The 19,728-nt window shown below is 69.6% G+C and carries 3 protein-coding genes; all 3 read right to left on the bottom strand.

Going from position 1 to position 19,728, the window contains the following annotated elements; all coding sequences use genetic code 11:
- Positions 1-48: 48 nt before the first annotated feature.
- Genes QSK35_RS03770 through QSK35_RS03760 form a run of 3 tightly spaced genes read right to left on the bottom strand, consistent with a single transcriptional unit; the run spans position 49 to position 19,720 of the window.
- Entirely contained in the window at positions 49-243 is a 195-nt protein-coding gene (locus tag QSK35_RS03770) for an MbtH family protein (RefSeq protein ID WP_285742225.1), read from the bottom strand.
- Positions 240-1,448: an MFS transporter gene (locus tag QSK35_RS03765; RefSeq protein ID WP_285742223.1), complete on the bottom strand. Its 1,209-nt coding sequence runs from the start codon at positions 1,446-1,448 to the stop codon at positions 240-242. The genes QSK35_RS03770 and QSK35_RS03765 overlap by 4 nt, the downstream gene beginning before the upstream one ends.
- The gene (locus tag QSK35_RS03760; protein WP_285742221.1) at positions 1,445-19,720 is read right to left on the bottom strand and encodes a non-ribosomal peptide synthase/polyketide synthase; all 18,276 of its coding nucleotides are present in this window, start codon (positions 19,718-19,720) and stop codon (positions 1,445-1,447) included. Before QSK35_RS03760 ends, QSK35_RS03765 begins: the two co-directional genes overlap by 4 nt.
- Positions 19,721-19,728: the final 8 nt, after the last annotated feature.

Genomic DNA, 19,728 nt, shown 5'->3' with positions numbered 1-19,728 from the left:
AACGGCCGACTCGCGCGTGTTGCCCGTTCAGCCCCCGCGTGTCGCCCCTTAGGCGCCCATCCGCTGGCGCAGGCTGAGCGGCCGCATGTCCGTCCACACCGAGTCAACGTGAGCCGAGCACTCCTCCTGCGACCCAGTAAACCCAACCGCCCGCCACCCGGCGGGCACCTCGTGCGAAGCGGGCCACAACGAGTACTGCTCCTCCTCGTTGATCAGCACCTGGTACTCGATGTCGTCCCTCATGCCATGACCTTCCGTGGATAAGCGCGGAGCACAGGATTCACGGTGACGAGCACCGTGATGACCGCGATACCGCCCGCGCACAGCAGCACCGCGCCAGAACCAGGAACCAACTCCACCAACACACCACCGAGCGCCGGACCGGCAGCAGCGGCAGCGCCAACCACAACGCTCATCACCCCACTGAGCCGGCCACGCAACGAGTCCGGGGTGTGCAGCAGCTGGTGAGTACTGATAACCGTGTTGGCAGTAGGCGCAAGAAGCGCCATCAACGCGAACAACAACCCCATCACGTATCCGCTGTGGACGAACACCGCCAGCGGGGTGATCGCAGTCAAAGCCCAGAACACCCCGGCGATCGACCAGTACGGCGTCAGCCACTCGCCAAGCTTGGGCGCGAGGAGCGACCCGATGATCCCGCCCACGCCGAGCATCGCGGCCATCACACCGATCTCACCGGTGGGCACACCACGCTGCTCGGTCAGCACGATGATCACCAGGTAGTAGGCGCTGAAGAACAGGTTCAGCGTGACCGCGCACCAGGCGGTAACCCGCATCTCCCGCTGGTGCCACACCCACCGCAACCCTTCGAGGATCTCGCGGCCGAAGTGCCGCTCCTCGACCCGAGGTGGGCGCGGCGGCACGCGAAGGAACGACAACGCGATCACCGCGATCAGGCGGGCAACAGCATCGACGAAGAACGGGACCCAGCGGCCGAGCGCCACCAGGAAGCCACCGAGCGCGGTGCCCGCCATCTGCCCGACCGACGAGCGGGCCGCGTTCATCGCGACCGCAGTGGACAGCTGCGACTCGGGCACCACGTTCGGCAGACACGCGTCCTCGGCAGGTTCGAACAGGGCACGGCAGGTGCCCATGACCGCGGAAACCAACACCATGTGCGCCACGGAAGCCGTGTCCTGCCACAGCGCGAAGGCCAGGCTCGCCAGCGACAGCCCCTGCACCGCCTCGCAGCACAGCATCACCTTTCGGCGATCCCACCGGTCGACCAACGCGCCGCCGGGCAGACCGACCACGAGCTGCGCCACCGCGTCGGCGGCAAGCACCAGGCCGGAAGCGGCGGCGGAGCCGGTGACCGCCAGGACCACCAAAGGAAAGGCGATCAGTGAGGCGTTGAACCCGACCTCGGACAGCGCCTGGCTGGCCCAGAGCAGGGTGTAGTTGCGGTTGCGGGACAAGGGGACTGTCACAGCGCACCCCGGCAATCCTCGGCGATCGACCGCAGCGCGGACTGGAAGTCCGAGATCACCTGATCGAATCCGGCCACCCGGTGGATCACGCTGAACGTCATCCGCCCGTCGCCGACCTCGCCGACCACCTGCACCAGGTGCGGGTCGCGGTCCGCGGGATCGTGCTCCTGGCCCACCGCCGGCAGCACCTCGCCGAACAGCGACTGCGAGGTGTCCTCCGCCCGCGAGTCGAACTGGCCCAGGTAGTTGAACGACACCAGCGGGTCCACGCCCGGTACGCGGCCGGACCAGCGCAGCGCGCCGTAGCCGAAGCCGTTGCCCGGTACGCGGCGCAGCTGCCGGCGTACGGACTTGACCAGATCGCGCCAGTTCGAGCCGGAACCGACGGTGAGCTGCACCGGGAACATCGTGGTGAACCAGCCGACCGTGCGGGACAGGTCCACGCCGTCCAGCACGTCCTCGCGGCCGTGGCCCTCCAGGTTGATCGTCACCGACGACGACCCGGTCCAGCGGGTCAGCGCCCACGACAACGCACCGAGCAGCACGTCGTTGATACCCGTGCGGTACGCGGCGGGCGCGCCGCGCAGCAGGGCCGTGGTGTCCTCGGCCGACAGCTCGAACGCGGCGACGGACTCGTCGACGACAGACCCGGGCAAAGCGCACGGGGTCACCGACTCCCAGAAGGGGATCTCGTGGTCGAGGCCGCCGGAATCCACAAAGGACTCCAGTGCGACGGCCCAGTCGCGGACGGACGTCGACTTGGTGCCCAGGTCGATCGGCTCACCCCGCAGCGCTTGGTGATAGGCGGTGTCGAGGTCGTCCAGCAGGATGCGCCACGACACGCCGTCCACCACCAGGTGGTGCGCCACGATGAACAGCAGGTCGCCGTCGAACAGGGCCGCCCGCAGCAGCGGGCCCGAGGCCAGGTCGAACCCGGCGTGCAGCGCGTCGGCCACCTCGGAGATATCACCGGCCTCGACCGACAGCACGTCCACCGGCGTGAACGGCGGGTTGTGCTGCACCCCGTCCACAAACCGCATCCGCAGTGCGTCGTGGTGCTTGAGCAACGCCTGGAAGGCGAGCCGCAGCGCATCCAGGTCGGGCGAGGACGTCAACCGGACCAGATGTGACTGGTTGAAGTGGTGTGGCGACCGGCGTTGCCCGGCGAAGAACCAGCGCTGGATCGGCAGCAGCGGCACGTCGCCGACCACCTCACCGCGGTCGCCCTCAGCGGACGAGTGCGACACGTGCGGTGCGAGCTCGGCGATCGTCTGGTGCAGGAAGAGGTCCTTCGTCGCCAGGCCGAGACCGATCTTCCGGGCGCGGGCGACCACCTGGATGCTCAGGATCGAGTCGCCGCCCAGGCCGAAGAAGTTGTCCTCGACGCCCACCCGGTCCAGGCCGAGCACATCCGCCCACAGCGACGCCAGCGACGACTCGACCTCGTTGCGCGGCGCCACGTACGCCGCGGTGTGCAGGGCCGAGAGGTCCGGCACCGGCAGCGCCTTGCGGTCGACCTTGCCGTTGGGCGACATCGGCACCCGGTCCAGCGGAACGAACGCCGACGGCACCAGGTAGTCCGGCAGCGTCTCGCCGAGGAACTCGCGCAACCCGTCGACCGAGCCGACCACGTAGGCGACGAGCCGCTTGTGGCCGTGGAACTCCTGCGCCACCACGACGGCCTCGCGCACGGCCGGGTGCCGCAACAGGGCGGTCTCGATCTCGCCCAGCTCCACGCGGAACCCGCGGATCTTCACCTGCTCGTCGACGCGCCCCACGAACTCCAGCTCTCCATAGGTGTTCCACCGGACGACGTCGCCGGTCCGGTACATGCGGCCCGGCCCGAACGGGTTCGGCAGGAACCGAGCCGCGGTGAGTCCCGGCCGGTTCAGGTATCCCCGCGCCAGGCCGACACCGCTGACGTACAGCTCGCCGGCCACCCCGACCGGCACCGGGCGCAACGACGGGTCGAGCACATGCACCTGCGTGTTCCAGATCGGCCCGCCGATCGGCGGCAGCCCGCCGGGGACGAGCGGCTCGCTCCACGAAGTGACCACAGTGGACTCGGTAGGACCGTAGGCGTTGATCATCCGGCGGCCGGGCGCCCACTGTGCGACCAGTTCGGCCGAGCAGGCGTCACCACCGACGATCAACGTCCGGAAGTCGGGCAGCGGCTCGTCCGGGACGGTCGCCATCGCGACCGGCGGGATGAGCGCGTGCGTGACGCCGAACTCCCGCAGCACGTCGGCGAGCGCGGACCCGAGCAACGGTCCGGGTGGCGGCACGACCAGTGCGGCACCGGCGGGCAGGGACATGCACAGCTCGAGCACCGAGGCGTCGAAGCTGGGGGAGCTGAACTCCAGCACCCGGTCGCCGGGCCGCACCTGGAAGTGCTCGATCTCCGCCGCCGAGAACGACGCCAGGCCGGCGTGCGTCACGACGACACCCTTCGGCGTGCCCGTCGAACCGGACGTGTAGATCACGTAGGCCGGCTGGTCGAAGTCGATCGGGGTGTCGAGGTTCTCGGCCGAATACGTGGACGCGTCCAAAGTGGAATCCACCACGAACACCGGTGCGGAGTCGCGCAGCATGAACTCGATGCGCTCGGCCGGGTAGTTCGGGTCGACGGGCAGGAACGCGGCGCCGGTCTTCGCCACGGCCAGCTCGGTCACGATGATGTCGACCGACCGGGGCAGCTTGACCGCCACGATCCGCTCGGGCCCGGCACCGCGATCGACCAGCAGCCGAGCCAGCCGGTTCGCCCGTTCGTTCAGCTCCGCGAAGCTGATCGAGCCACCGGCGAACACCAGCGCCGGGGCGTCCGGCGTCCGGAGAACCTGCGCCTCGAACAGCTGCGAAAGCGATGCCGGCGAGACCGCACGCGTGGTGTCGTTCCACGACCGCAGCACGTCGAGCTCGGCCGGGGTGAGCATCGGCAGCTGGCCGACCGGCCGGTGCGGCGCGTCCACGATCCCGTCGACCAGCACGGTGAGATGCTCGGCCAGACGCGCGATCGTCGAGTGGTCGAACAGGTCCGTGTTGTAGGTGATGGACCCGAGCAGCTCGTCGCCCAGCTCGGTGAACTCGAACGCCACGTCGAAGCTGGCGGTCTGCACCGGCAGGTCGATGTCCTCCGCTTCGATGCCCGGCAGGCCGGCCACCGCGCCGGGCGCGTTCTGCAACGCCACCAGCACCTGGAAGAGCGGAGTCCGGCTGGTGTCGCGGTCCGGCTGCACCGCGTCCACCACGCGCTCGAACGGCACGTCCTGGTGCGCGAACGCGTCCAGCACGGTCCGGCGCACGTCGGTGAGGAACTCGGTGAACGACTTCTCGCCGTCCACAGTGGACCGTAGCGTCAGCGTGTTCACGAAGAACCCGACCAGCCGCTCCAGCTCCGGGTGCTCGCGGCCGGACGTGACCGTGCCGATCGCGATGTCGTCCTGCCCGGACCACCGCTGCAGCAACAGCGTGCACGCCGCGACCAGCGCGGTGAACATCGTGCTGTCGTGCCCCCGGACCAGCGAGCGCAGTCCGCAGGCGGGCAGCGTGAACTCGTGCTGCGCGCCGTTGGTCGTGTGCACGGCAGGGCGCGGCCGGTCGGTCGGCAGCTCGACCGCGGTGACCCCGCGCAGCTGCTCGCGCCAGTAGTCCAGCTGCTCGCCGAGCGGCAGGGATCGTTGCCACGCCGCGAAGTCCGCGTACTGCACGGGCAGCGGCGGCAGATCGTGACCGGCGTAGAGGGCGCTGAGCTCCTCCATCACCAGTCCGCCGGACCAGCCGTCGGTGACGATGTGGTGCATGGTGAGCGCCAGGACGTGCTCGCTATCAGAGACCTTGATCAGCAAGGGCCGCAGCAGCGGACCCGTGGTGAGGTCGAACGGAGTGTTCGCCTCGCGCGCCAGGATCTCCTCGACGTCACCGGACACCACGGGAACCACGACCGGAGCCGGCGGATGCACCACCTGCACCCCGCGCCCGTCGATCGTGCGGAACGTGGTGCGCAGCGACTCGTGCCGGGCGACCAGGGCGGTCATCGCCCACGACAGCAGGACCACGTTGAGGTCACCGATCAGGCGGACCGCGAGCGGCGTGACGTATTCCGTGCCGCCGGGCTCGAACTGGTCGAGGAACCACAGCCGTTGCTGCGCGAACGACAGTTCCAGCTCGCCGTCGCGCGACACCACGGGAATCGTCGTCATCCCGCGGCCGGGCAGCACGAGTGCGAGCCCGGCGACGGTCGGGTGGTCGAACAGGTCGCGGGGCGAGAGGTCGACACCGAACTCGCCGCGCAGCCGGGAGATCACCCGGATGCTGCTGATCGAGTCACCGCCCAGCTCGAAGAAGCTGTCCGCGGCGCCGACCCGTTCGACGCCGAGCACGTCCGCCCAGACGCGCGCGATGACGCGTTCGGTCTCGGTGCGCGGCTGGACGTACTCGGTGCTGGTGGCCGCGTCACGGTCCGGATCCGGCAGGGCCCGCTTGTCGAGCTTTCCGTTGGAGTTCAACGGCAGCCGGTCGAGGCGCACGAACGCCGAGGGCACCATGTAGTCCGGCAGCGACCTGGCGGCCAGCTCCCGCAGGTCGGCGATCTCCGAGGAACCGACGAAGTAGGCGATGAGCCGCTGGTCGCGTTCGATCACCGCGACGTGCTCGACGGCCGGGTGCAGCACGGCCTCGATCTCGCCGAGCTCGATGCGGAACCCGCGGATCTTGACCTGGTGGTCGGCGCGGCCGAGGTACTCGAGCTGCCCGCCCGGCTGCCAGCGCGCCAGGTCGCCGGTGCGGTACATGCGTCCGCTATCGAACGGGTTCGCGATGAACCGCGACGCCGTCAGCCCCGGCCGGTTGAGGTAGCCGCGGGCAAGCCCCTCGCCGGCGACGAACATCTCGCCGATGACACCGGGCGGCACCGGCCGCAGGTTCTCGTCGAGCACGTACACGCGCAGGTCCGGGATGCCGGCGCCGATCAGACTGCCGTTCGCCTTCGCCGCGAGGTCCGGGTCGAGCGCGAGGAACGACACGTGCACGGTCGTCTCGGTGATGCCGTACATGTTGACCAGCACCGCGTCGTGGTGCCGGTACCAGTCCGCGAGCCGCCACAGGTCGAGCGCCTCACCGCCGAAGACGACGTACCGCAGCGACAACGGGATCTGCTCGCACGCCATCAGCTGGTAGAAGGCCGACGGCGTCTGGTTGAGCACGGTGACGCGTTCGTCGTGCAGCAGCCGGAGGAACGCCTCGGGCGAGCGCGACACGTCGTGCGGCACCACGACGAGCCGGCCGCCGTACAGCAGCGGTCCCCAGAGCTCCCACACGGAGAAGTCGAACGCGGACGAGTGGAACAGCGTCCACACGTCGTCCTCGTCGAACTGGAACCACTGCCGGGTCTGCTCGAACAGCCGGACGACGTTGCTGTGCGGGATGACCACGCCCTTGGGCACACCGGTCGACCCGGACGTGTAGATCACGTAGGCGGGGTGGTCGGCCCGCAGCGGCGCCGCCGGTTCGGTGTGCGGGAACTCCGAGAGGTCGGGCAGCTCCTCGAGCAACGTGATCGGCTTCGCGTCGTCGAGCATCCGCTGCACGCGCTCGGGCGGGTAGCTGAGGTCGATCGGCAGGTAGGCGGCGCCGGACTTGAGCACGCCGAGGATCGCGACGACCAGGTCCAGGCCGCGCGGCAGCCGCAGCGCCACGTACCGCTCCGGCCCGGCGCCGTCGGCGATGAGCCGGTGTGCCAGCCGGTTCGCCCGCGAGTCGAGCTCCGCGTAGGTGAGGTGCTCCCCTTCGAACGTCACCGCGATGCGGTCCGGCGTGCGTGCCGCCTGCTCCGCGAACAGCTCGGGGAGCGTGGCCGACGGGTGGCCGGTCGCGGTTCCATTCCACTCGACGAGGATCTGGTGCTCTTCCTCGGCCGACATCCAGCGCAGCTCCCGCAGCGACCGGTCGGGCTTGGCGGCCAGCTCCTGCAGCAGCTCGGACAGTCGTCTGCCCAGCAGCGCCACCGTCTCCGCGTCGAACAGACGCGGGTCGTATGTGAGCTCCACGTGCAGCTCCTCATCAGCATGGGCGCGCACGGCCAGCGGGAGTGTGGTCGTGTCCCTGCCCTCGATGATCTCGACCCGCAGAGTGTCATCCGAATCGCCGACGGGGTAGTTCTCGAACGCGAGCAAACTGTCGAACAGCCGGGTTCCGCACCAGCCCTGCAGCTGGGCGAGCGACACGTGGTCGAACGCGCGGGACTCGCTCTGGGCGTTCTGCAGGTCCCGCAGCCAGTCCGCCACGACGCGGTCGTCGACAACGACCCTGGTCGGGACGGTGTTGATGAACATGCCGATCATCGACTCGACGCCGGTCAGCTCGGCGGGACGGCCGGAGACCGTGCTGCCGAACACGACGTCGCGTTCACCGCTGAGCCGCGAGAGGAGCAACGCCCAGGCGCCCTGGACCACGGTGTTGACGGTCAACCCGTGATTCCGGGCCATGCGGTCGATTTCCGTTACGGCCAGGTCGAGCTGCAGGACCGCGCTGGACTCGCTGCGGTGCGCCTCGGCCGGCGGCCGGTCGAACGGCAGCGGGGTGGGCGAAGTGAACCCGTCGAGCACGGCCCGCCAATGGGTTTCGGCGGCCTGGGCGTCCTGCTCGGCGAGCCAGCCCAGATAGTCGCGGAACGGACGGCGAGGTCCGATCGGCTCACCCCGGTACTCCGCACAGACCTCCGCGAAGACCTGCGCGACGCTCCAGCCGTCGAGCAGCACGTGGTGCGTCGACCAAACGAGACGGACGGTGTTCGCGTCGATCTCCGTGACGTCGATCTTCAGCAGTGGTGACTGCCCGGCCCGCACGACCTGGACCGGTTCGTCGACGCCTTCCCACACGATGCTGGTGCGCAGCACCGGGTTGCGTGCGATGACCCGTTGCCACGCGGCGCGGAACTCCTCGGCGTCGGTGACGCCGTGGATGACGACCTCCAGCCGGTCGACGTAGGCGTTCTCGTCGAGCAGGCTGTGGAACACCATGCCGGTCTGCAGCGGCGTCAGCGGGTAGACGTCCTCGGGCAGGTCCAGTGCGTCGACCTGCGCCTGGGTCAGCCTGGCCAGCGGGAAGTCCGACGGCGTGCGGCCGCCGGGGCTGGTCGCGCAGTGGTCGACGATCTCCCGCAACGCCTGCAGCAGCGCTTCGGCCTTGGTGCGCATCTCGGCTTTTTCGAGACCATGATCGAAGTCGATCCGCAGCCGGCCGTTCTCGACTGCGGCCGTGATGTCGATCAGGTGCGTGGACTTCGCGTCCTCACCGGGTGCGTCGAGCCGGTCGCGGAACAGGCCCTCGGCGTCGGCGGAGTCCCACTGGCCCAGGTAGTTGAAGCAGATGTCCGGCAGGTCGCCGGTCAGGCCACTGTCGGGCGTGAGGTATCGCAGGACCTCGTACGACAGGCCGTTGTGCGGGATGGCCCGCAGCTGCTCCTTGACCGACTTGAGGACCACGCCCCAGTCGCCGTCTGGGATGTCGAGGTGCACGGGGAACTGACTGGTGAACCAGCCGACCGTGCGCGACACGCTGTCGTCGCGGCCGTGTCCTTCGAGCGTGAAGGTGCCGCCGAGGGTCTTGCTGAGCGCGCTGAGCAGCACGTCGTTGATCTGCGTGCGGTACACGCCGGGCACCTCGTGCAGCAGCTTCGCGGTCGTGTCCTCGTCGAGCTCGACGACGAACTGCTCCCGTTGATTTGGAACATTCGCCGCACCCAGCTCGATCGCCCGCCAGTAGGGCAGCGCGTCGCGGAAGTCGCGGCGGGTGAGCCGGTGCGCCCACTGGCCGAACGGCGTGGTCGTCTCCGGGAGTGGCCTGTTCTCGTAAGCCAGCTCCAGGTCCTCCAGCAGGATGCGCCACGACACCGCGTCGATCACCAGGTGGTGCACGAGTAGGAACAGTCGAGTTCCACCGACGAGCTGCGCGCGCATGACCGGCCCGGCGGCGATGTCGAGACCACCACGGTCCACTTCGGACACCAGCTCCAGGCGCGGCACCTCGTCGGTGACCTCCATGCGCCCGTTCACGAACCGCGTCCGCAACGCCTCGTGGTGCCGTGCCACGGCCTCGACCGCCTTGGCGAGCCGGTCGACGTCGGTGCCAAGCGCCAGCTCGACGTACATCGACATCGTGTAGTCGTTCGTGCCGTCGTGGGCGAAGAACCAGTTCTGGATCGGGGTGAGCGGCGCCGGGCCGGTGACCAGGTCGTGGCCCTCCGGCTCCGGCGCCTCTCGCGCGATGGTCGCCAACGCCGCGACGGTCTGGTGGAGGAACACGTCCTTCGACGTGATCAGCAGACCCTCACGGCGCGCGCGGGCGACCACCTGCATGCTGAGGATCGAGTCGCCGCCGAGACCGAAGAAGTTGTCCTCGATCCCGACCGCGCCGACGCCCAGCACCTCGGCCCACACCTGGGCCAAGACTCGTTCGGTGCCCGTGCGCGGCTCAGTGCGCGTCTTTTCGGCGAAGACCGGTTCCGGCAGCGACCGCTTGTCGACCTTGCCGCTCGGCGTGAGCGGCAACGCCTCCAGCGCGACGAACGCCGACGGCACCATGTGCGCGGGCAGTGTTTTCCCCACCCAGCCGGCCAGGTCGGTGTTGCTCGACACCACGTACGCGACGAGTCGCTTGTGCCCGTTGACCTCCCGCGCCACGACCACAGCGGCTGACACGTCCGGGTGCTGCAGCAGGACGGCCTCGATCTCGCCGGGCTCGATGCGGAACCCGCGCACCTTGACCTGGTCGTCGACCCGGCCGAAGTACTCGAGCGTGCCCTCGGGCGTCCAGCGGACGCGGTCACCCGTGCGGTACAGCCGGCCCGGCCCGAAGGGGTTCGCGACGAACCGTTGCGCGGTCAGCCCGGCACGGTTGAGGTAGCCGCGGGCGACCTGCGTGCCCGCCAGGTACAGCTCACCCGGCACGCCGACCGGTACGGGCCGCAGCGCCTCGTCGAGCACGTACGCGCGCTGGTTGCGCAGTGGCCGGCCGATGACCGGGCGCGTGCCGGTGATCTCGCACGACGTGGCGTCGACCGTGAACTCGGTTGGGCCGTAGAAGTTGTACGCGGTCACGTCGGCCGCGGCCAGCTGCCGCCACAACGCGTCGGTCACCGCCTCGCCGCCCAGCATGATGATCTTCGGGTCTTGGTCGAGCAGACCGGCCGGGATGAGCTGCTGTGCGTAGGCGGGCGTGAGGTCGAGGAACTCGATGCCGTGCCGGCCCACGTACTCGACGAGCGCCTCCGGTTCGCGCCGCACGTCGTCGGAGATCACGTGCAGCTCGTGCCCGCAGGCCAGCAGCACCAGGCTTTCCAGCGACGTGTCGAACGAGAACACCGCGGTCAGCGCGACCTTGAGCCGGTCCGCGGGGAACTCGGCCCGGTGGTTCGCAACCAGGTTGGTGAGGTTGCGGTGCTCGACCGCGACACCCTTCGGCGTGCCCGTCGAACCGGACGTGTAGATCACGTACGCCGTGTGCGCCGGGTCGATCGCCACCTCGGGGGCCGTGTCGGGATAGCCCGACAGGTCGCCGATCTCGTCCAGCACGACGACCGGCCGCGCGTCCCGCAGCAGGAACTCGATCCGGTCGGCGGGCAGGTCGCGGTCCACCGGCAGGTACACCGCGCCCGCCTTGAGCACCGCGAGCAGCGCGACCACGAAGTCCGCGGTGCGCGGCAACGTCAGCGCGACGATCCGCTCAGGACCGGCGCCGTCGGCGATCAGCTTGTGCGCCAACCGGTTGGCCCGCGCGTTCAGCTCGGCGAACGTGAGCTCGGTGCCCTCGCACACGAGCGCGGTCGCGTCGGGCGTGAGCCACGCCTGCGCCTCGAAGATCCGCGGGTACGGCCGGTCGGTCACCTCGGTGGCGGTGTCGTTCCACGCCAGTACCTGGGCCGCCTCACCCTGGTCGAGCATGGTGACCGGCCGACCGGCGGCGACCTCGGTGAGCAGCACGACCAGATGCCGCGCCATCCGTTCGATCGTGCTCGCGTCGAACAGGTCGGGGTTGTACTCGAACGCGCCGCGCAGCAGCCCGTCCTGCTCCTGGAACTCGATCGTCAGGTCGCACGTCGAGGTGACGACCGGCAGCTGCACCTCCTCGACGGCCAGACCGGCGAGGTCGGGCACCTCCGACGCGGTGTTCTGCAGCAGCACCATCACGTCGAACAGCGGGTTGCGGCTGGTGTCGCGTTCGGGCCGCAGGGCGTCCACGACGCGTTCGAACGGCACGTCCTGGTGCGCGAACGCGTCCAGCACGGTCTGGCGGACATCGCCGAGGAAGTCGCGGAACGGCCGCGCCGGATCCACAGTGGACCGCAGCACGACGGTGTTCACGAAGAACCCGATGACGTTCTCCAGCTCGGCGCGGTCGCGCCCGGACGTGACGGTGCCGACCGCGACGTCCTCCTGCCCGGCGTAGCGGGCGAAGAGCAGCTGGCACGCCGCGACCAGGGTCATGAACAACGTGTGCTCGTCGTCGCGGAGGCCCTTGAGCACGGACTCGGGTACGGCGAACTCGTGCATCGCGCCGTTGCTGGTGCGCACCGCGGGGCGTGGCCGGTCGGTCGGCAGCTCCAGCGGTGCGACGCCGCGCAGCTGTTCACGCCAGAAGTCGAGCTGGCCGTCGAGGTCCTGCTCCCGTTGCCACACCGCGAAGTCCGCGTACTGCACCGGCAGCGGCGGCAGCTCGCCGCCCGCGTACAACGTGCCGAGCTCCTCGGTGAGCACGCTGGTCGACCAGCCGTCGGTGATGATGTGGTGCAGCGTCAGGATCAGCACGTGCTCCTCGTCGTCGATCCGGACGAGGCGCGTTCGCAGCAGCGGGCCGGTGCGCAGGTCGAACGGCCGGGTCGTCTCCTCCAGGAGGATCTCGTGGAGGAAGCCCTCGACGACCGGCACTTGCACCTCGTACGGCTCGTGCACGATCTGAACGCCGTTCGACAATGTCGTACGCAACGACTCGTGTCGCGCGACAAGTGCCGTCAGCGATCGGTTCAACGCGTCGAGGTCGAGCGGTCCGCGCAGTCGCAGCGCGGTCGGGGTGATGTACTCCGTGCCGCCCGGCTCGAACTGGTCGAGGAACCACAACCGCTGCTGGGCGAACGACTGGGGCAGCGCCTGGTCGCGTGGTGCACGGGGAATCGTGTCGGCCGACCCGGTCGGCAGGACCGACGCCAGGCCCGCGACGGTCGGGTGCTGGAACACCGCCCGTGGCGACACGACGATGTCGAACGCCGTTCGGATCCGCGAGATGACCCGGATGCTCAGGATCGAGTCGCCGCCGAGCGCGAAGAAGTTGTCGTGCGCGCCGACGCGGTCGACGCCGAGCACCTCGGCCCACGCGTCCGCGATCACCTGCTCGGTGGCGTTGCGCGGTGCCACGAACTCGGCGGTCTTGAACTCCGGCGCGGGCAGCGCCTTCCGGTCGAGCTTGCCGCTCGAGGACAGCGGAAGCGAACGGAGTTCGACAATGGCGGACGGAACCATGTGATCGGGCAGAATCCGCGAAAGGTGTTCGCGTGGATCCGTGGACGGCGTGCCGACGTGGTAGGCGACGAGCCGCCCGTCGAGCGCCACGACAACGGCCTCCCGCACACCGGGAACGGCCAGCAGGGCCGCGGCGACCTCGCCGGGCTCGATCCGCATGCCGCGGATCTTGACCTGGTCGTCGGTGCGGCCGAGGTAGTCGAGCAGTCCGTCGGACGTCCATCGCACCCGGTCACCGGTCGCGTAGAGGCGCCCCGGTCCGTACGGATTGGCGATGAACCGCTCTGCGGTCAGGCCGGGCCGGTTGAGGTAACCGCGGGCGACCTGCGCACCCGCCACGTACAGCTCGCCCGGAACGCCGACGGGAACCGGCCGCAGCGACGAGTCGAGGACGAGCGCCTGGAGGTTGCGCATCGGCCGGCCGATGACCGGCCGCTCGGACTCGTCGAGCGTGCACCACGTCGCGTCGACGGCGCATTCCGTCGGGCCGTAGTAGTTGTACGCCTTGACCTTCTCGCGAACCTCACGCCACAGCGCCTCGTCGACCGCCTCGCCGCCGAGCATGAGCGCCCGCAGGCCGGAGTCGAGCAGGCCGGCCGGGATCAGCTGCCGCGCGTAGGTCGGCGTCACGTCCATGACGTCGATGCCGTGCTCGGTGACGTACCGGACGAGCGCGGGCGGGTCGAGCCGCAGCTCCTCGTCGATCACGTGCAGTTCGTGGCCGGCGGCCAGGAACAGCAGGCCCTCCCACGACGTGTCGAACGAGAACGCCGCGGTGAGCGCGAACCGTTGCGGCTCATCGGGGATCAGGGTGTGCCGGTGGTCGGCGTAGAGGTTCGCCAGCTGCCGGTGCTCGACGACGACACCCTTCGGCTTGCCCGTCGATCCGGACGTGTAGATCACGTACGCCGCGTTCTCCGGCCGCACCGCGACGTCCGGGTTGGTGTCCGGGAAGTCGAGGTCTCCGATCTCGGTGAGCAACGTCGCGCCGGCGTCGGCGAGCAGCTGGTCGACACGCTCCTGCGGCAGGTCCCGGTCGATCGGCAGGTACGCGGCGCCCGCCTTCAGCACGGCCAGGATCGCCACGACCATGTCGGCGGTGCGCGGCAACGACAGCGCGACGATCCGCTCGGGACCGGCGCCCTGAGCGATCAGCTTGTGCGCCAACCGGTTCGCGCGCGCGTTCAGTTCGGCGAACGTGTAGGGCACCGCGGCCCGAGCGTCCGGAGTCGCCTCGGCCTGCCGCTCGAACACCCGGTGGAACAGCTCACCGGACGTGGGCAGCGCGGTGTCGTTCCACTCGTGGAGCACCTGGGTGCGTTCCGAAGCGGTGAGCCACGGAATCTCGTCGATCCGCTGGGCCGGGTCGGCGGCGATGCCGGTGAGCAGCAGGTGCAGCCGGTCCGCCATGCGTCGCGCGGTGGTGTCGTCGAACAGCCGCGGGTCGTAGGCGAGGTCGAAGTTCAGCCGCTCGTCGAGGTGCGCGGTCAGCGTGATCGGCAGGTTGGTGGTGTCGGTGGCGTTGACCTCGACCACGCGCGGCACGGCCGTGGACGCCCGGTCGAACGGGTAGTTCTCGAACACCACGACGCTGTCGAACAGGTTCGCGCCCAGCTGCGCGAGCGACACGTGCTCGAACGCCCGCGACTCGCTCTGCGTGTCCTGCAGCCGCCGCAGCCACTCGGTGACGGGCCGGTTGTCGACGACGACCCTGGTCGGGACGGTGTTGATGAACATGCCGATCATCGACTCGACACCCGCGAGCTCGGCGGGACGGCCGGACACCGTGCTGCCGAAGACGACGTCGCGCTCGCCGCTGTACCGGGAGAGCAGCAGTGCCCACGCGCCCTGCACGAGCGTGTTGACCGTCAGACCGTGCTTCCTGGCGAACTCGCGGAGTTCGGCGGAGTCCGGAGTGGACAGTGCGACCTTGACGGACGACGTCGACTCGGCCTGATGGGCTTCGGCCGGTGGCCGGTCGTAGGGGAGCGGCGTGGGCTCGGCGCCGTGCAGCGCGGTGCGCCAGTACTGTTCCGCGGCGGTCGCGTCCTGGTCGGCGAGCCATTGCAGGTAGTCGCGGAACGGGCGCCGGACGGGCGGTCGTTCACCTCGGTACTCGGCGCAGACCTCGGCGAACACCTGCGCGGTGCTCCAGCCGTCGAGCAGCACGTGGTGCGACTCCCAGCCGAGCCGGACCCGCTGCTCGCCCAGCGGTTCGATGTCGATCTTCACCAACGGCGACTCGTCGCGGTGCACGACCTGGACGGGTTCGTCGACGCCCTCCCACACGATGCTCGTGCGCAGCACCGGAGTGCGGGCGATGACCTTCCGCCACGCCTCGCGCAGCTTCTCCGGGTCGTCGACGCCGTCGAGCACGAGCTCGAGCCGGTCGACGTAGGCGTTCTCGTCGAGCAGGTTGTGGAACACCATGCCGGCCTGCAGTGGCGTCAGCGGGTAGACGTCCTCGACCGGTCCGAGCGCGTCGACCTGCGCCTGGGTGAGCCTGGCCAGCGGGAAGTCCGACGGCGTGCGGCCGCCGGGGCTGGTGGCGCAGTGCTCGACGATCTCGCGCAGCGCCTGGAGCATCGCCTCGGCCTGCGGCTTCCGGTCTTCGCCGACGTGGGACCAGGTCAGCTTGAGCCGGCCGTCCTCGACGAGACCGTTGATCTCCAGGGCGTGCCGGGACAGGTCGCCGGGCACCTCGTGCCGGGCGCCGAACAACGCTGACCGGCCGGCGTCCCACTGGCCGTGGTAGTTGAACACGACGTCCGGCAGATCACCGGTGAGACCACTGTCGGTCAGGTAGCGCAGCGCCTCGTAGGACAGGCCCTTGTGCGGGATCGCGCGCAGCTGTTCCTTGACGGACTTGAGGATCGTGCCCCAGTCACCGTCGGGGACGTTGAGCGCCACCGGGAACTGGGTGGTGAACCAGCCGACCGTGCGTGACAGATCCGCGTCAACAACGTCCTCGCGCCCATGACCCTCCAGCGTGATGTGCGGGCTAACGGTCTTCGCAAGCGCAGCGAGCAGAACGTCGTTGACCTGCGTCCGGTATACCCCCGGGACGTCGTGCAGCAGCTTCCCAGTGGTCCCCTCATCCAACTCCACCGTGAACCTCCGCCGAGGTGCCGTTATGGCCACCTTTGCTGCGCTGGACGCAGTGATGGTGGCCTTAACGGCATTCCAGTGGGGGAGAGCGTCCGCGAAGGCGCCGGACTGGACGTGGGCGGTCAGGCGGTGGGCCCATTGGGTGAAGGGGGTGCCGATGGGGTCGAGTTCTTCGCCCTGGTAGGCCTTCTCCAGGTCCTCCAGCAGGATTCGCCACGACACACCGTCGATCACCAGGTGGTGCACGGCGAGGAACAGTCGTGGCGTCGGCGAGGTGAACAGGACCGCGCGCACGACCGGTCCGCGGGTGATGTCCAGGTGGACGTCACGCAGGTGCGGCTCGTGGTCCTCGTCGTCGATGACCTCGAGGAACGGCGCGAGCCCGGTGACCTCCTGCCTGCCGTCGACGAACCGCGTGCGCAGCGCCTCGTGGTGAACGACAACGGTGTCCAAGGCTCGCCGCAGCCGCGCGTGGTCCACATCGGACACCAGGTCGACGTACATCGACATGACGTAGCCGGGGCTGTTCTCGTGCTCGAAGAACCAGTGCTGGATCGGCGTGAGCGGCGCCGGGCCCTCGATGACCGGGGTGTCGTCGACCTCGTCCGCTGCGGCGACCAGGGCCAGCTCCGCGATCGTCTGGTGGCGGAACACGTCCCGCGACGACAGCCGCAGGCCTTCCTTGCGAGCCTTGGAGACCAGGCCGATGGCGAGGATCGAGTCGCCGCCCAGCCCGAAGAAGTTGTCGGCGACGCCGACCCGTTCGACGCCCAGCACGTCCGCCCAGATCGCGGCGAGCTGCTGTTCCGTGCGGGTGCGCGGTGCCTGGAAGGTCTCCTGCTCGAACGTCGGCGCGGGCAGCGCGCGCTTGTCGACCTTTCCGTTGTGCGTCGACGGCATCCGGTCGATCTCGACGAACGCGGACGGCACCATGTAGTCCGGCAGCGTGCGCTTGAGCCACGCCCGCAGATCCGGTGCCGTGCCCACGGTGTACGCGACGAGCCGGTCGTGCCCGCCGTCGGATCGCACAACCACGACGGCGTCGGTGATCAGGGCGTGCCTGGTGAGCGCGGCCTCGATCTCGCCGGGCTCGATGCGGAACCCGCGCACCTTGACCTGGTCGTCCGCGCGACCCAGGTATTCGAGCTGCCCCTCCGCGGTCCACCGCACCCGGTCGCCCGTTCGGTACATCCGGCCCGTACCGAACGGATTCGGCAGGAACCGTTGTGCCGTCAGACCGGGACGACCGAGGTAGCCGCGCGCGACCTGCGCACCGCTCAGGTACAGCTCGCCCGCGACCCCGACCGGAACCTCGTTCAGGTCGGGGTCCAGGACGTGTGCCTGGAGGTTCCTCAGCGGCGTGCCGATGACCGGCCGATCGCCGCTGACCTTGCAGGACACGGCGTCGACCGTGACCTCGGTCGGGCCGTAGAAGTTGTACGCGGCAGTGTTCCCGAGCTCTTTCCAGAGCCGTTCGGGCAGGGCCTCGCCGCCGAGCATCAAGACCTTGGGGTTCTGTTCCAGCAGCCCGGCCGGGATCAGCTGCTGCAGGTAGGACGGCGTGAGGTCGAGGAAGTCGATGCCGTGGGTGCGGACGTACGCGACGAGCGCGTCCGGGTCGAGGCGCACGGTGTCGTCGAGCACGTGCAGCTCGTGCCCGGCGGCCATCAGGACCGGGCCCTCCCACGACGTGTCGAACGAGAACACCGCGCTGAGGGCCGCCTTCAGCCGCTGGTCGCGGGGTGCGAAGTCGTTGACGTGGTTGAAGAGCAGGTTGACCAGGTTGCGATGCTCGACCACGACACCCTTGGGCGTGCCGGTCGATCCCGAGGTGTAGATGACGTATGCGGCGTTGTCCGGTGCGACTTCGACGCCGGGGTTCGACTCGTCGTCGCTGTCCGGCAGGTCCTTGATGATCCGGACCGCCTTCGAGTCCTGCGCGAGGTGCTCCCGGCGTTCGTCCGGCAGCGACGGGTCGATCGGCAGGTACACGCCGCCGGCCTTGAGCACGCCCAGGATGGCCACGATCATGTCGGCCGTGCGGGGCAGCTCGACGCCGACGACCTGCTCGGGCTCGAGTCCGTCCGCGATCAGCTTGTGCGCCACGCGGTTCGCCCGCGCGTTCAGCTCCGCGTACGTCAGCTCTGAGGTGCCGCAGACCAGGGCCGTCGCCTCGGGGGTCGTCCGAACCTGGTCCTCGAAGACCGCGGTGAACGTCGTGCCCGGCACGTCGAGCGCGGTGCGGTTCCACCGGCTGATGTGCTGCTTCTCGACCTCGGTCAGCAGCGGGAGCTCACCGATCGGCCTGCTCGGCTCCCGTCCGATGCCGTCGAGGAGCGTGACCAGATGCTGGCCGAGCCGTTCGATCGTGGACCCGTCGAACAGATCGGTGCTGTACTCGACGACGCACTCGAGCTCGTCACCACGGGCGGTGAACTCGACGCACAGGTCGAAGTTCGACGCCCACCGCTCCAGCGCCACATCGGCGGTGGTGAGACCGGGAAACTCGGGCAGCCCGCGCTCGGTGTTCTGCAGCAGCACCATGACGTCGAACAACGGGTTGCGGCTCGGGTCGCGCCGCGCGCCGACCGCGTCCACGACCTGGTCGAACGGCACCTCCGCGCCGAGCGCGTCCAGCGTCGTTTCCCGGACCTGAGCAAGGAAGTCCGCGAACGTCCGGCGCGTGTCCACAGTGGAGCGGACGACGACGGTGTTGACGAAGAACCCGACGAGCTTGCTCAGCTCGGCTCGCTCGCGGCCGGACGTGACCGTGCCGACCGCGATGTCGTCCTGCCCGGCGTACCGCGCGAACAGCACCTGGCAGGCGGCCATGAGCGTGGCGAACAACGTGGCCCCGTGCTGCCGCGCCACCTGGTTGAGGTTGCGCGTGATGTGCGCGGGCACGGTCAACGTGTGTGCGCTGCCCTGTCCGGTGCGCTCGGCGGGCCGTGGCCGATCGGTCGGCAGTTCGAGTGGTGCGACGTTCTGGAGCTTCGTCTTCCACTTGTCGAGGTCGAACTGCTGCTTGCGTTGCCACGCCGCGTAGTCCGCGTACTGGATGGACAGTTCGGGCAGCGGCTCGCCGCGGTAGAGCGCGGCCAGCTCCTCGGTGAGCACACCGAGCGACCAGCCGTCGACGATGATGTGGTGCGCGCTCAGCAGCAGCACGTGCTCGTCCGGTGCGAGCCGGACGAGCATCGCCCGGAACAACGGCCCGCGCAGCAGGTCGAACGGCCGCGCGAACTCCGCGGTGAGGGTTTCCCGCAGCGCTGCCGGCGCGCACTCCACGATCCGCACGTCGAGCTCACCCGGTGCGTGCACCACCTGCACGGGCCCGTCGGCGAACGTCGTGCGCAGCGACTCGTGCCTGCGGGCCAGCCGCTGCACACACCTGACCAGCAGCGATACGTCCAGTTTTCCGGTGAAGCGCAACGCCCGCGCCGAGTTGTACTCGTTGCTGCCGGGCTGCATCCGGTTGAGGAACCACAACCGTTGCTGCGCGGCCGACAACGGCAGTGGGTCGGTGCGGGGCACGGCCGGGATCACCGGCGCGGTGCTCTTGGCGGGCGCGGCCCCGCCGGCGAGGCGTTGACGCAGCTGCTCGCGCAGGTGGGCGGGCAGGGCGGAGACGCGGCTGTGCTTGGACGTGGTCATGTTTGTGC

This window comes from Lentzea sp. NBRC 105346, from assembly GCF_030269605.1.
Taxonomy (GTDB): Bacteria; Actinomycetota; Actinomycetes; order Mycobacteriales; family Pseudonocardiaceae; genus Lentzea.
The sequence above is the reverse complement of the archived record's forward strand: the minus strand, read 5'-3'. Positions and strand labels throughout refer to the sequence as shown.

Excerpts from the sequence above, each read along its gene's own strand:
- QSK35_RS03770 (WP_285742225.1), bottom strand. The coding sequence starts at position 243 with ATGAGGGACGACATCGAGTACCAGGTGCTGATCAACGAGGAGGAGCAG.
- QSK35_RS03760 (WP_285742221.1), bottom strand. The coding sequence starts at position 19,720 with ATGACCACGTCCAAGCACAGCCGCGTCTCCGCCCTGCCCGCCCACCTG.